Genomic DNA, 15,273 nt, shown 5'->3' on the forward strand with positions numbered 1-15,273 from the left:
GATTTAGAAAATTAAGAGCCAACGAAAAGCCCATTGCCAGTGTAAATTAAAATTGGTAATTCCTGAAGCATTCATCAATGTATGAATCTCTTTTTTAGAGAAACTTCTCGCTACAGAAAGGCAAGCATCGTTTTTTACCAAGTAAGATTTTGAAAAGGATGCTGTCAACCATTTTATACTATAGTAAGCAAGGTGATGACGATGTAAATCATTTATGATACATCCCATTTTTGCTGATTGATGTATGGTACTAAATAATTCAATTAAGCTATTATCGGGAAGGTGATGACAAAAAAGACTACAAACGATAATATCAAAATTCTCAACTTGGTCTAGATAATCTCTGTAGTCAGATTGTACAAATCGTATAGGTAAACCTTTACAATTTTCTTCCGCATATTGAATACAATCTAATTTTAAATCAACTCCAGTAAGTTCTAGAGGATGAGTATTACCAAATTTTCTATAAATCTCTTTTAAAGTGTCTCCGCCACCACTTCCAATATCTAAAATGCGTAGAGGACGAGTAATATCAGCAGAGATTAATTTTTTGATACCTTTAAAAACAACATCATATCCACCTAACGTTTTATTGATAAAATGAAGTTCTTTAAGGTTACGGTATAAATCATCTTTTGGTATATCAGGTTGGTCAAGAAGTTCTAATTCATTGGACCTCTCTTGTAATTGAATCATCTTATAACAAGTTTAAGGTCATTGCTTCCATTGTTAAACCAGGTCCAAAACCAGCCGAAAATATAGGTCCTTTTTTATAGGTTTTCGAAAGTTTTAATAATACAAAAAGAATAGTAACAGAAGACATATTTCCATTTTCTTTCAAGATATCATAAGAGACTTGTAAATCTTCTTTGGGTATTTCTAATGTCTTACTAATTGTATCCAAAATTCGAATTCCTCCGGGGTGAAAAGCCCATTGTAAATCTTTCTTATCGATAGAAGTTTCCTCTACAACATTATTCAACAAGCCTTCAATATCTCTTTCGATAATTTTAGGAATATAAGTACTTAGTTTCATTTGAAAACCTGTATTGCTTAACTGCCAAGCCATGTCTTCTTCTGAATTATCCAATAATCTTGAGAAAAAACTACCGACTTCAAAAAGTGAATTTTTTTCTTGATGGGCACTCATATGAACAGCAGCTGCACCGTCAGCAAAAATCGTATTGGCCATAATATTGTCTTCATCTCTTTCATTTTGAAAATGAATAGAACATAATTCAATATCTACAATTAAAACTTCAGCATTAGGAGTAGATTTACAAATTTGATCTCCCATTCTTAAAGCATGAAAAGCAGCATAACAGCCCATGAAATTGATAGAAGTTCTGATCAAATTTGGAGGTAAATTCAATGATTTCATTAAACTTATCTCCAAGCCTGGTGCTGATAATCCCGTACAAGAAACAGTGATCAAGTGGGTTACTTTAGCTAATTTTTCTGATGATAGACATTTTTTTACAGCCTCTAAGCCTAAGGGAAGTGCTTCTTTTTCAAATAAATCCATTCTATTACGAATATCAGGTACTTTTCCATTTAGGAAATAGTCGTAAAGATTATTGATAACAGAATTTCTTTGGTTGATACCACTTTTTTTAGATACAAGTGAGATCATTTTTCGCTCTCTATATTCTTCCTCTTTTGCTGTAGAAAGCATGAAATCCAAGATATCCTCTTGAGGATACTGGTGATTAGGGGATGCTGTAGCGATGGAATGGATGTAGGTCATAATGCGTTAAACTGATTGATTGATAATGTTGGTGTGGTTTTGAAGAATAAAAAATAAATAACACAAATTCATGCAAACTGCTGATAGGTTATTCATCTTCATTAGATTATGAAAATTAGCCTCTTTCTCATCTTTGAAAGTTTTAAACATCCAATATTGAAACCAAATTAATAATGGACTGAGAAAAAGTAAATATGTAAAAAATGAACCTTGTTCAATAATTTCGAAATAATAGAACAACACACTTCCTGCTAAAGTAAAGAGTAGGATGCCAAATACAAATGTACCTTTAATACCTAAAAGCATACTCATACTTTGGTCTCCACTTTCTGCATCTTGTTTGTGTTGATAAATCTGTGACATTGGATATGCTCCACCGATCATTAAAGATGAGGCAATGGCAGGATAAATAAGAATTGAATCAAAAAATAACATTACTTCTGAAGATACTCCTTCAAATACCATCCAGAAAGTCCAAAAACCTTGAAAAATAAATACTGTTAGGAACCCAGGAATTGCATACTTTTTTAAACGTATACCAGTGTAGCTATAGGCTCTAGACATTAATATGTAAACAACAACCAACACAAAAAAGTATTCATTGACAAATAAAAATGACAAACATGCAGCGACTAAATCCATACATAAAGTGACCCAATACAACAACTGTGGAGGTGGAGGAGGACTCTCAATTCCACCAATACTCTCTGTATCTTTATCCATAAAACTATTGTATCCGTTACTTGCAGGGTAAACTAAAACATGTAGAATAAAGAAAACGATTCCACATTTAGTCCAATCTAATGAAGGAGTTTGACTTACTGCAAAAAAGAAAATAGGCATCAAATAGATGGAAAATGGAAGTCGAAGTAATGTGAATGTATCTTTTAGGGTTTGTTGTTTGTCAAGATTCATAATGAAAAAATGCTTAATGTTGCCTTAAGTTATAAGATCTAAATCGATAAATAAACAATTTTATACTTTGAATTGTTTATTTTTGGCTCAAATATCAAATTAATGCTTCAATGCGCTATTTTTTAATCCCAATTTTATTCATTTCACTGAATGTATTCGGTCAGGAATCACCAAAAGATCATTTCCTTCAAAGAGGTGACACGATATTCCCAATTGAATTAAGAGACCTAAAAAACAAACCCTATGTTACTCCTGAAATAGGTGAAAAGGTACTGCTTATATTTTATCCTGATCCTGATAATCCAACACAAAATGATGAGTTTGTCACAGAAAGTAAACAATGGAAATTCCCTTTAGATGAATTTCTAGCATATGGTATTGTGAACCTAAAAGATACTCCTTTACCGAATCCGATTATTCGTTTTATGCTAAGAATGTTACGTAAAAGATCAAAAAGAGAAGCCAATGCATTGGTATTAACAGATCCTAAGGGTGTTTTACAAAAGGAATGGAATACAGGTCCATGCAATAATGCTATTTCAATATTATTGGTAGATAAAACAGGAGAAGTATTATTTTTTAAGGCAGGGAAGTTAACAAAAGAAGAGACAGATTTTGTAATACAAGAAATATGTAATCACCTAACTACGTGTCATAAAATGTCAGCAGAAGAAATGAAAGAATTTGAATTAGATAATTAAAAATGTTCTTCTTCTAAAACAATTCTACAATCAGTGTGTTTTCTTTAAGTTAGTCATCTTAATTAATTGCAATTTATTACACCTAATTAGGATGTTGATTTATTGATATCCACGATTATATTTTTATAAATGTTAAATGTCATTAACAATTTGTGATTTATATATAGTTATATCAAATTTAGCATGTTCAACTATAAATGTTTAAATCAACTAATGACTAACAATATGAATGCTGTTGATCATCTTACAGATTGGGTAAATTTGTATTCTGATGAATTGTTCGCTTGGGTTTTGAAAAGAACGCAGGATGTACAATTATCAGAAGATCTTGTACAAGAAACTTTTATTGCTGCCCATCAATCTTTAAATAATTTTAAAGGTGATAGTAGCCCTAAAACTTGGCTTAATTCGATTTTGAAATACAAAATGATTGATCACTTTCGTAAACAAAAAGTGAAAGATAAATACGAAAACGAAGAGCTTTTCTTCAATGCCAATGAATCTTGGAAAAATGATAATAATCCAGCGGTATGGAGCGATGTTGAAACACATTTATTAGACAATCCAATGTTCAATGATACATTAAGTAATTGTCTCGCTAATCTTCCAACAAATATGAAGATTGCGATATCGAGTAAATACTTAATGGAAAAGAAAGCAGAAGATATTTGTAAGGAAATGTCCATTACAACGTCCAATTATTGGCAAATCGTTCGAAGAGCGAAATTGAATCTTAGAAATTGCCTAGAGTTAAACTGGTTCGAAAAACTGTAGACCTAAAAATAATGATTACCTGTAAGAAAGCGACGGAATTAATCGAAAAGAAAGAAATATTTGGCCTAACGCCACTCGAAAACTTATCATTGAATATTCATACATTACTATGTTTTAAATGTAAAAAGTATCAATTGCTTACCCGTAAATTTGATGAAACATTATTTGACCTCTTCAAATGTGAAGATGCTAAAGATGATATTAAACTTTCTGAAATAAAGAAAGAAGAAATTAAAGATAATATTAAAAAATATAAAGATGATATATAAGGAATTAAAGAATATGACGACAAAAGATTAAAACAGAGAAATTAATCTTCAAAAACAATAACTTTTTGTTTTTGAAATACGTTATATCAATACCTAATTATCAATCAAAATAGGTTGCTTTCGCTTTTGAGGGCAACCTTATTTTTTTATACCTTCTAAAACAGTTTCAGGACTTTCTAAAGGAAGTAAATGCCCATAATCTGTAAATTCTTTAAAATTAATTGTTGGATTGATTTGTAACCAATTTTCCCTTATTTCCTTACTTAAAAAAAGAGAAGGTTTTCCTGCAATTACAGTTACAGGAACTTGTAAATCTTTGAAATAACGATTGAGATTAATGGGATATGAATAATTATAAGCTTCCCATTTAGCTGGGAAGACTAGATTATTATGAAGGTCAAGACTGTTTTGTGCAATATCGAAAAGGACATTATCATCCATCCTTTTGTATCCATTATTTCCCCTCATAAATTGATAATATTCTTCTGTGGTATTCCAATGTTCTTTTTTGTGTAGTGTTGAATTCATAGGTTTTAACCTTTTTTTGACAAAAAGAGGAAGAATTTTCATCATTAATTCAATTTTTGGAGTAACAGAAGCAGGTTCTATAAGAATCAATTCTTTGAATAAATCAGGTCGTAAGGAAGCCGCAATTAAAGTAGCTGTAGCACCCTGAGAATGTCCAATGCCTACAATTGGGGTAGTATATTGTTCTTCAATAAAGGGAATTAAATCGTCTGCATATGTTTTCCACTTTACTGGAGCGGAAGGAGATTTTAGACCCTCCCAACATGCTCTAAGAGCTAAACTTTTTAAGGCAAATTTCGAACTTAAACCTTCTAAAAGTGGAGTGTAAGTAAGTGTTGGAAAACCATTAGCACCGTAAAAATGAGCAGGCATTCCTTGATCTGAGATGGTGTAATAACTAGCTTTATGTTGATGTATTTGTGTTGTTTTAAGTTGCATGATAAACTATAAGTGAGTGTTTATTCACACAATGTAAAAGCTAAGTGTGACATTCGCAAGTAAACAAAAAAAGAGAGGGAAATCCTCTCTTCAATATTTTTAGCTTTTATCCTCTTTTGCTAGAAGGTAAGCACCAGCATGCAACATTTCATAGATAACATAATAATAACCTCCAAGTGGATGGTCCTCATCATATTTATCTGCTTCATTAAGCATTTCAAAAGCAGCTTCAATTACACGCTCTCTATATTTTCCTGAAATATATTCCTTTGCAATTTTGGCAGCGGCCTCATGTTCTGATTCCTTTGAAAGGTCTTTGTACTTTTTTAAAAGTACTGCGATTTGATCATTCATAGAGTAAAGGTAAGGGTATTGATTAGAGAATTCAAGTTTGAATGAATTAGATATAATATGAATCATAAAAGTTAATTTATTATGCTTAATGAATTTGAAAGTTGTTATTAAACCTGTTTATGTTGGTGTAAACTCTTCATTTTCCAAAGAATTTACCTCACATTCAGAAGTATTTATAACATCTCTTTGTACTACTAAAAACATTCTCCTACTTTTGCACCATAATTTAGAAATACTCATAACAATATAATGATTACAGTTTCAAACTTAGGAGTACAATTCGGTAAACGAGTACTTTTCCAAGACGTTAATCTTAAATTCACAGAAGGTAACTGCTACGGTATCATCGGAGCAAACGGTGCAGGTAAATCTACTTTCATGAAAACACTTTACGGTGCACAAGATCCTACAAGAGGTAGTGTATCTATTGGTAAAGGTGAAAGACTTTCTGTATTAAAGCAGGATCACCATGAATTTGACGAATGTACGGTTTTGGATACTGTAATGATGGGTCACGAAGAATTATGGGCGATCAAAAAAGAACAAGAAGAACTTTATGCAAAAGAGGACTTCAATGAAAAAGATGGTATCCGTATTTCTGAATTGACAGAGCGTTTCGAAGATTTAGACGGATGGAATGCAGAATCTGATGCAGCCAACTTATTAAGTGGTTTGCACATCTCTGAAGATTTGCATTACTCTGTAATGGCAGATTTAAGTGGTAAGCAAAAGGTACGTGTTTTATTAGCACAAGCTTTATTTGGTAAGCCAGATAACTTATTACTTGATGAGCCTACCAACGACTTGGACCAAGAGACAATCTCATGGTTAGAGGATTACTTAGCGAACTTCGATAGAACAGTATTAGTCATCTCTCACGACCGTCACTTCTTGGACTCAATTTGTACTCAGATTGTTGATATCGATTACCAAAAGATTTCATTATTCTCAGGTAACTACTCATTCTGGTACCAATCAAGTCAGTTAGCTTCACGTCAGCAAGCACAGCAAAACAAAAAAGCTGAAGAGAAAATCAAAGAATTAAAAGAATTCATTGCTCGTTTCTCTGCCAATGCTGCCAAGTCGAAGCAAACAACTTCACGTAAGAAAATGTTAGAGAAGTTGAATGTTGAAGAAATTCAACCATCTTCTAGAAAATATCCTGGTATCATCTTCACTCCAGAAAGACAAGCAGGTAACAACATTCTTGAAGTAGAAGGTTTATCGAAGTCAATTGCTGGTGAAACTATCTTCAAAAATGTTGAATTCAACATGCAGAAAGATGATAAAATCGTTTTCATTTCTAGAGACCCTAGAGCGATGACGGCTTTATTTGAAATCTTAAACGAAAAAGATACTGATTTTGAAGGTGAATTCAAGTGGGGTGTAACCATCACAACAGCTTATTTACCATTAGAGCATGGTGAATTCTTCCAAAACGACTTAAACTTAGTAGATTGGTTAGGACAGTACTCACACGATACTTCAGAAGCATTTATCAGAGGTTACTTAGGTAAAATGTTATTCTCTGGTGAAGAGATCTTCAAGAAGTCTTCGGTACTTTCAGGTGGTGAAAAAATGCGTTGTATGATGTCAAAAATGATGTTGTCTGATGCTAACTGCTTGATTTTAGATACACCTACAAACCACTTGGACTTAGAGTCAATTCAGTCATTGAACAACTCATTAATCAAGTTCCCAGGTAATATCTTAATGTCATCTCATGACCATGAGGTAATCCAAACGGTTTGTAACAGAGTAATTGAATTAACACCAAATGGTATCATCGATAGACATATGCCATATGATGAATACATCAATTCTGAGCAAATCAAAGAATTAAGAGAGAAATTATATGCTAAATAATTAGCAATCAATAATAAAGAGAAGGCTGTTTCATTTTGATGAAACAGCCTTTTTTATTTTGTGGTGACTTGGCTTATCAAAATCTTTGAAAATAACTATAAATACTGAAAAAAGGGTGAAGAGAAATCACCTAAATATTAACTAACTAGATCACTTTTCTACAACTTTCATTCACCTAATTTTGAAGTATTAAAAAGTGTGAGGCTCTTTTTAAGTAATGTTGAATGAGTAATGATATGTTGTTTTTATATCGGTGAAATAACTTATCTAATTGACTTAAAGAGGAGCTTATGTGAATTATTAACTATATTTTTTAAAGTTATTATTATGTCAAAGAAGTTATTAATTAGAGATTTAACTCTACGTGATGGTCAACAATCATTATTCGCCACAAGAATGACGCAGTGTCAAGTGGATCGTTTATTACCTGATTACCAAAATGCGAATTTTTATGCCATGGAAGTTTGGGGCGGTGCCGTTCCAGATTCTGTAATGCGTTATTTAGGTGAAAATCCTTGGACACGTTTAAAAACAATCCATGATGCTGTTGGAAATGTTAGTAAGTTAACTGCCTTATCACGTGGACGTAACTTATTTGGTTACACTCCATATACTGAAGATATTATTGAAGGTTTTTGTAAAACATCTATTAATAATGGCTTGGGTATCATGAGAATCTTTGATGCTTTAAATGATACTAATAATATCAAATCTACGATTAAGTATGTGAAAAAATATGGAGGTATTGCAGACTGTGCTGTTTGTTATACTATTGATCCACATTTCACTACAATGGAGAGAATTAAAGGTTTCCTAAAAGGCAAACCACTTCCTAAGCCAGTTTTCACGGATCAATATTTCTTAGATAAAGCAAAAGAAATGGAGAAACTTGGTGCTGATATGATCTCAATCAAAGATATGTCAGGCTTAATTCCTCCAATGCGTGTAGCCAAATTAGTGAAGCTATTTAAGTCGAACCTTTCTATTCCAGTTGATTTCCATACACACTGTACTCCAGGATATGGTTTAGCAGCCGTTTTATGTGCTGTGATGAATGGTGCTGATATTGTCGATACAAACATCTGGAATTTTGCCGGAGGATCAGCGGGTGTTGCATTAGAGTTAATCTATGTATTTGCTCAGAAATTAGGTATTGAGATTGACGTAAATATGGAAGCTGTAGTGAATATCAATCAGAAATTGATTGGTGTACGTCAAGAATTAAAAGAATTCGATGCTTATGATAGTTTCCCTAATCCTTTCAACCCATTGACAGATACTTTACCTGCTCATGTAGATAAATTATTTGATGAAGCAATCAATGCCGTAAATAGCGGTAATGAAGAAAAACTATTGGATATTTGTCATCAAATTGAGGATTACTTCAACTTCCCTAAACCAAATACAAAAGTAAAAGAAGCAGAAGTTCCAGGAGGTATGTACTCCAACATGGTCGCTCAATTAAAGGCTTTGGGATCTGATGAAATCTTGGATGAAGCGATGAAGCTGATTCCTCAAGTACGTATGGATGCTGGTCTTCCTCCATTAGTAACTCCTACAAGTCAGATTGTTGGTGCTCAAGCTGTTAATGCCGCGATGAGTTTGAAACAAGGAAAAGACATGTATGCTAATACATCCAACCAGTTTAAAAGCTTAGTGAAAGGTGATTATGGTAAAACACCAATACCTGTAAAACCTGAGTTTAGAGAGAAGATCTGTGGTTTCAAAGATGAAAGACCATTTGATACAAGTACTTACAAAGCTCAGAATAATCCAACATTACCAGAGTTTGGTAATGTAAAATTAGCTGAAAATTATGAAGAGGAATTATTATTAGAATTATTCCCACTAGTAGCGAAAGGTTACCTTAAAAACCTTAAGAAACAACAATGGGAAGCGAAAAAACCTGTTGAAGAAAAGGTAGAAAAAGTGGTAACAGCCATCAAAGAACCTGTGAAATTAGGGAAGAAAATGAATTCTCCTATGCCAGGTAAAGTCATTGATGTTCTTGTAAATACAGGAGATAAAATAAAAGTGGGAGACCCTGTGATTATTTTAGAATCAATGAAAATGGAAAATACCATTACTTCAGAATTCGGTGGATTTGTAAACACAATCGATGTGGTAGATGGTGACATCTTAGCATCAGGCCAAATGATTATTGATGTAGTAGCTTCTGAAGAAGAAATTACAGCGCAAGAATTGGCTTAAGCGTTTTTCTATATAAATTGTAAAAGGAGAGGCAAGGGAAACTTTGTCTCTTTTTTTATTTTCAAATCTTTGTTCTTAATTTCCTACTTAATTATTTCAGTTTTAAAAATCTATGTTTAATAATTCACTTAGTATCAAAGGAGATGAATACAATCCACTCCACTTTTTTTCTTTATTATCCAAAGAAATTGGAGGAGATTGGGATGGTGAAGCATATTCATTAAAAAGTGAATTAGGAAAAATTAATTCGATTACCTATCAGTATGTAAATCAGCTTTTTATTGGTATTACAGAATTAGAAGTAACTAAAGAAATTTCTTTTGAAAATGAGCCAACAAGTGATCAGCAATACATAAGTATTAGAATTGGGAAAATAGGAGATTTTAATGATAAGGACACAATACTACGAAAACGTGATAGCATTTATATCTACAATAATCAGCAAAAGTTTAAAATAGTTTATCCTCCAAAAATAAAAATGAAATGGTTATTTATCCGTTTCCCTAAGGAACTTTATGAATTATTGGGAACGGATAAAGATTCTGAATTTTATGAATTAATCTCTAATCTAAAACCTTGGTTTTATTACAGTCCTTTACTTCCTGAAATTGAACTTCTGATCAATGAACTGTATGAATACTCTAAAGATAAATCACTTAGAAGAGGAATGTTTTTATCTAAATCTATAGAAATTATTACGAAGCTAAGAGCTCATGGAAAAATTAATGAATTTAAAAATATAGCCTATAATATTCATCCTGAGGATTTAGAAATCATGTTGCAAATTAAAGATGAAATATTAGCTAATTTTACAAAAATCCCTAATGTACATGAAATTAGTATTGAAAAAGGGATGAGTAAATCTAAATTACAACGTTCTTTTAAAAGTATTTTTCAAATGCCCATTCTTCAGTTTTTTAATCATCAAAGAATACTTGAAGCTGAGAAATTAATCAAAACTACAGATAAAGATTTTACCACAATTGCTATGGAATTGGGATATGCAGATTTATCTCATTTCAGTAAAATTTATAAAAGATATCTAGGAAAAAGACCCTCTGAAGAAAAGAGAATTGAAAGCAATTTATTTTAAACAAAAAAAAGGATACGTTCCGATAACATACCCTTCAATTTTTCCCCAACTTATTTAGTATACTGATAGTGTTGATCTCGATCAACAGAATTACTGTCACATGAATTTAACAGTAACAATACTAAAGCGACTTTTGAAAATGTGATAGCATAAAAATGAAATCTTCTTAAGGATTCCTGAGAAAGAATGTTTTTGAACATCTGATTTATTTAGTTTTTTTTGAATGAAGTAGTAATAACGCATCTATTTTGAAGGATATAGATAAAATACGGTTATAAACGTTTATAATTTGGTTTTTGATTTAAAAATTGAAATGTAAAAATGATACTATAAAAATAACTCAAGATGTAACACCTTGAGTTATAGTATTCTAATTGAAAAATATATTTAGTTCGAAACTTTATTAAATTGTTCTAAAAGTTCTAATTTTACATGGTTTAAAAAGCCAGTATACTTTGAATCTTTGACTTTATAATTATCAGTAACAGCTGTTCCGGTATCTTTACCGATATCAAGTGTTTCATCTAGAGAATAAAGGTTAGGAACTGTTTTTTCAACTCTACCAGTACCGATTTTTTGTCCTTCAGCATATAAATAAATACTTGCAGGAGTATATGGTTTTTTCTCATCCATTATCACTTCAACCTTAATGGAAGTTGTTCCAGCTTTTACTTTTTGATTCGATTTAATGGTAAAACGCTCAACAGAATTACAGTATTCATAATATACATACCCTGCTTTATCAACTCTCAAAACATATCCAGCAAATCGACCACCTTGTGTAATAAGTACTCCTTGATCACCTTTTGTATAGCCTTTAAGATTGGCTTCTAAACTATGTGATTGAAACTTCGTGAATGGAGTTGCACCTTCTGGAATTCTTAAACCATTTGGATAAGTAAAAGAGGTTAATCCAGTGGTTAAAGAAGGTCTGAATGAAGATCTGAAACGTTCTGTACGTCTGTCATCAATTGGAAGAGCATTTGCTTTTGAAGCCTCAGCGAAGAACATATACTTCATATATTCTAATTTCTCTGGCATCTCCTCCGCTAAATTATTGTATTGAGAAAAATCGTTTCGCAAATCATATAATTCCCATTCCATTTCTGTTATTGGAACTTGTCCAGTTGACATTGATGTCCATGGGATCGATCGCATAGCACCAGCCCACCATCCATCATGATAAATACCAATGTTGCCTAAAATTTCAAAATATTGTGTCGTATGTTCTTCTGCTACATCCTTATTTTCAAAAGTATATGCAAGTGATGTTCCGTCGATAGGTTCTTGATAAGCACCATCAATTTCTTTTGGCATTTCAATTCCAGTTAGCTCAAAAATGGTTGGAGCAATATCCGTAACATGGGTAAATTGATCCCTTACCTCACCACCATTTTTAATTCCTTTAGGGTAGGCGATTGTCATTGCATTACGAACACCACCTAAGTGAGAAGCCACTTGTTTAGTCCATTGATATGGAGAGTTGACCGCCCAAGCCCAAGCGGCAGGCATATGATTGAAGTATTCTTCAGAACCTAATTTATTAGATGCAACAGCTTCTACTTTATCTTCCCATTTCTCTGGTATACCATTAAAGAAGGCCATTTCATTTAATAATCCTTCTATGCCACCTTCTGCAGAAGCACCATTATCACCTGCAATATAAATAAAGATAGTGTTGTCAAGTTTACCCATTTCATCAACAGCGTCATACAAACGTTTGATTTGTGTATCAGTATGTTCTGTAAAACCAGCAAATACTTCCATCATACGGGCATAAACCATTTTTTGTTCATCTGTCAAAGAGTCCCATGCGGGTAATGAAGCAGGGCGTGGTGTCAATTTTGCATCTGCAGGAATGATTCCTTTTGCTTTCATGTTTTCGAAAGCATGTTCACGATATACATCCCAACCTTCATCAAATTGACCTTTGTATTTTTCAATGTACTCAGCAGGTGCTTGGTGTGGAGCATGTGTAGCACCGGGTGAAAAATATAAGAAAAATGGTTTATCAGGAGCTACTGCATTGACAGATTGTAAATAATTAATGGCATGATCAGCCATATCAGTTGTTAAATGATATCTAGACCCATCCGCATTCGTAGCAGGAGCTTCAATTCTTTTTCTATCTTCCACTAAAGCGGGGTGGAACTGATCTGTATCACCTCCTAAAAAACCATAGAAGTAGTCAAACCCTAAATCATTTGGCCAGCGATCAAAAGGACCAGTGAAAGATGCTTCCCAATCAGGAACATTATGATTTTTACCAAACCATGAGGTAGAGTAACCTTTTTGTTGTAATACTCTTGCAAAAGAACCTGTTTCTTTTGGCATCATCATCGTATAGCCATCATTACCAGTTCCAATCTCCATAATAGCACCCGTTTCGGCTTTATGGTGATTTCTACCTGTCAATAATGCAGCACGTGTTGGTGAACAAAGTGCTGTGGTATGGAATCGTGTATACGTCAATCCTTTTTCAGCAATCTCATCAAATGCAGGCGTATTAATTTGTCCTCCCATATGCCCCATTTGAGCATATCCAATATCATCCAATAATATCAAAACAATATTAGGAGCATCTTGTAAATTGTTTGCTCTAAAATTTAATTGAGCAGGGTCAGAGTCTTCGGATTCATGAACCGTTAATCCTTTTACCTTTTGAGCTTTTGTACTAATTGATGCTAAGGATGTAATTAGCAGTAAAGCAAAAATTTTGAGTGATAATCTATCTGTAAACATATTATTTTTATTTGATGATATTACAAATGTAGCTGGTTAAACTTGAGGTATAGTGTTATGATTAATTCATTAATTGGTACAAAAACGTCAAATATGTAATTAATGAAAATGTTATAGTTTAGTAAACACTAGTGTTGTGTGGAGTTGTTTTAGTAGATTAAAATATTAATAATTATTATTTATTCCATTATGAAAACTGTACTCTTCTTCCTTTTAATTTCTTGCTTTTGTAGTTGTGATAAGTTTAATGATCAATCCGTTTTTGTCGTAAAAGAAAATACAAGTTTACCACATTTAGCAGATGATTATTCAGCATTACATAAAATCGGTAAGGATTATATCCTACATAATTATGCTGTTGATTTCTGTGAAGGTGATTTTAATTATACCATAAAATTAAGTTCTCTTGAAAAAATTAAATTGACATTTAAAGGTGAATGTTGCTGTGGAGGAAGGATAAGAAATAATCTTTCTATTCTAATAAATGAAGAAGGTAAGTATTTAGTTGATGTAGATTTTGTAAAAGGTAATTTATATGAAGTACTAGAAAAGAATTATAAGGATCAAAATCTAATTTTCATCACCTATGATTCACTAGCTGATGAAGAAAGATTAGTATATCTTTTGGAAGAATTAGACCATATGATTAAGCATAAAAAAGTGGAAGTTCCTAAAATTACTTTATTAGAAATGTCTCAGGATAAGAAGAGGATTTAGTATTCTTTTTAACTACATTTTTAACTAATTTACACTTCAATAATTTTCTCAAATTGACATGCTATATGAATTTTTTTACGCTCACATTCTTTCTATTTATACTTTCAAATTTAACTTGGAGTCAAACAAAAAAGCATTTTGACGCTATTGATTTACATAAAATAAAATCCACTTTTTTAGAAGAGGAAAGGGAATATTGGATCAGTTTGCCCCTGCATTATAATGATTCGTTACACTATCCTGTTATCTATGTTTTGGATGCTGAATGGCGATTTGATAAGATTCGGAATATGGTTTTCGATATGGGAGCCAATCAGAAAATTGAAAATTCTATTGTGGTGGGAATTCCTCATGTAGAAATGGATAATAAACGCGGTCAAGATCTAACTTTTAGTCAATCTAGAATTGAGTATGATGGTGAAGCGGTTGATTCTACATGGTATAATGCATCCAATTCTGGATCTGGAATGCAGTTTTATCAATATCTCACAAAAGAATTAATGCCTCATGTTGATGCTCATTATTCTACGAATGGAATAGAAACATTGATTGGACATTCCTATGGTGGATATTTTGGAGGTTATTTATTATCTCTAGAAAATCCATTTGAAAGGCTTCATATTTATGATCCATCTATGTGGTTTAGTAATGGAGAAGTGATTGAGCGTATAAAAAATAGTAAACCAAATAAAAAGGTGAAAATCTATTTAACTTATCAACCTAAACCTCAATTTCACAAAGAAAAAATAGAGGATTTTATTAAAGTAGTGCAAGAAAATAAAAATATAGAATTACAGGTTAAGTTTTATCCAAATGAGACCCACAACACTTTATTTTTAGATAGTTTTTATAAAGGAATAATTATAACAAACCAGAAAAGGAATATGAAATAATAAGAATACCAGCTTGCAGCAAAAG

14 protein-coding genes are annotated in these 15,273 nt (G+C 32.2%); 8 read left to right on the forward strand and 6 right to left on the reverse strand.

All coding sequences use genetic code 11. The features are described 5' to 3' along the window. Window positions 1–3: 3 nt before the first annotated feature. From ACXAHM_RS12890 to ACXAHM_RS12900, 3 genes are read right to left on the reverse strand one after another with little or no spacing between them, the layout of a single operon-like run. Complete coding sequence (locus tag ACXAHM_RS12890; RefSeq protein WP_474960855.1) at window positions 4–696, reverse strand: methyltransferase domain-containing protein; 693 nt, start codon at window positions 694–696, stop codon at window positions 4–6. A gap of 1 nt (window position 697) precedes the next feature. Beyond that, window positions 698–1,747 (reverse strand): type III polyketide synthase, encoded by a 1,050-nt coding sequence (locus tag ACXAHM_RS12895; protein WP_474960856.1) that lies wholly within the window; start codon window positions 1,745–1,747, stop codon window positions 698–700. A gap of 6 nt (window positions 1,748–1,753) precedes the next feature. Beyond that, complete coding sequence (locus tag ACXAHM_RS12900; RefSeq protein ID WP_474960857.1) at window positions 1,754–2,662, reverse strand: UbiA family prenyltransferase; 909 nt, start codon at window positions 2,660–2,662, stop codon at window positions 1,754–1,756. A 110-nt stretch (window positions 2,663–2,772) separates the two neighbouring features. On the opposite strand from ACXAHM_RS12900, the gene ACXAHM_RS12905 reads away from it, so the two are divergent. From ACXAHM_RS12905 to ACXAHM_RS12915, 3 genes are all read left to right on the forward strand, one after another. Continuing rightward, complete coding sequence (locus tag ACXAHM_RS12905; protein ID WP_474960858.1) at window positions 2,773–3,363, forward strand: YtfJ family protein; 591 nt, start codon at window positions 2,773–2,775, stop codon at window positions 3,361–3,363. 213 nt (window positions 3,364–3,576) lie between these two features. Further along, window positions 3,577–4,137: a sigma-70 family RNA polymerase sigma factor gene (locus tag ACXAHM_RS12910; protein ID WP_474960859.1), complete on the forward strand. Its 561-nt coding sequence runs from the start codon at window positions 3,577–3,579 to the stop codon at window positions 4,135–4,137. An 11-nt stretch (window positions 4,138–4,148) separates the two neighbouring features. Next, entirely contained in the window at window positions 4,149–4,406 is a 258-nt protein-coding gene (locus tag ACXAHM_RS12915) for a hypothetical protein (protein ID WP_474960860.1), read from the forward strand. A 138-nt stretch (window positions 4,407–4,544) separates the two neighbouring features. Here the strand turns inward: ACXAHM_RS12915 and ACXAHM_RS12920 are convergent, their stop codons facing one another. Both ACXAHM_RS12920 and ACXAHM_RS12925 read right to left on the reverse strand, forming a co-directional pair. Next, window positions 4,545–5,372, reverse strand: a complete 828-nt coding sequence (locus ACXAHM_RS12920) for an alpha/beta fold hydrolase (protein ID WP_474960861.1) — start codon at window positions 5,370–5,372, stop codon at window positions 4,545–4,547. A 99-nt stretch (window positions 5,373–5,471) separates the two neighbouring features. Beyond that, window positions 5,472–5,792 carry a hypothetical protein gene (locus ACXAHM_RS12925; RefSeq protein WP_474960862.1) on the reverse strand — a complete coding sequence of 107 codons (321 nt, stop codon included), beginning with the start codon at window positions 5,790–5,792 and terminating at the stop codon, window positions 5,472–5,474. Between the two features lie 183 nt (window positions 5,793–5,975). Here ACXAHM_RS12925 and ACXAHM_RS12930 point away from each other — a divergent pair, with 183 nt between their 5' ends. The 3 genes from ACXAHM_RS12930 (at window position 5,976) to ACXAHM_RS12940 (ending at window position 10,896) form a co-directional block, all read left to right on the forward strand. Further along, on the forward strand, window positions 5,976–7,592 hold the full coding sequence (locus tag ACXAHM_RS12930) for an ABC-F family ATP-binding cassette domain-containing protein (protein WP_474960863.1): 1,617 nt from the start codon (window positions 5,976–5,978) through the stop codon (window positions 7,590–7,592). 327 nt (window positions 7,593–7,919) lie between these two features. Beyond that, window positions 7,920–9,803, forward strand: coding sequence for a biotin/lipoyl-containing protein (locus tag ACXAHM_RS12935; RefSeq protein WP_474960864.1), 1,884 nt, complete (start codon window positions 7,920–7,922; stop codon window positions 9,801–9,803). A gap of 112 nt (window positions 9,804–9,915) precedes the next feature. Beyond that, the gene (locus tag ACXAHM_RS12940; protein ID WP_474960865.1) at window positions 9,916–10,896 is read left to right on the forward strand and encodes a helix-turn-helix domain-containing protein; all 981 of its coding nucleotides are present in this window, start codon (window positions 9,916–9,918) and stop codon (window positions 10,894–10,896) included. A gap of 387 nt (window positions 10,897–11,283) precedes the next feature. Here the strand turns inward: ACXAHM_RS12940 and ACXAHM_RS12945 are convergent, their stop codons facing one another. Then, the gene (locus tag ACXAHM_RS12945; RefSeq protein ID WP_474960866.1) at window positions 11,284–13,638 is read right to left on the reverse strand and encodes an arylsulfatase; all 2,355 of its coding nucleotides are present in this window, start codon (window positions 13,636–13,638) and stop codon (window positions 11,284–11,286) included. Window positions 13,639–13,827: 189 nt separating this feature from the next. Between ACXAHM_RS12945 and ACXAHM_RS12950 the strand changes: the two genes are divergently transcribed. Then, complete coding sequence (locus tag ACXAHM_RS12950; protein ID WP_474960867.1) at window positions 13,828–14,355, forward strand: hypothetical protein; 528 nt, start codon at window positions 13,828–13,830, stop codon at window positions 14,353–14,355. 65 nt (window positions 14,356–14,420) lie between these two features. Further along, window positions 14,421–15,248 carry an alpha/beta hydrolase gene (locus tag ACXAHM_RS12955; RefSeq protein WP_474960868.1) on the forward strand — a complete coding sequence of 276 codons (828 nt, stop codon included), beginning with the start codon at window positions 14,421–14,423 and terminating at the stop codon, window positions 15,246–15,248. Window positions 15,249–15,273: the final 25 nt, after the last annotated feature.

The sequence above is a fragment of the Flammeovirga sp. AWQ4_249 genome (assembly GCF_056161045.1).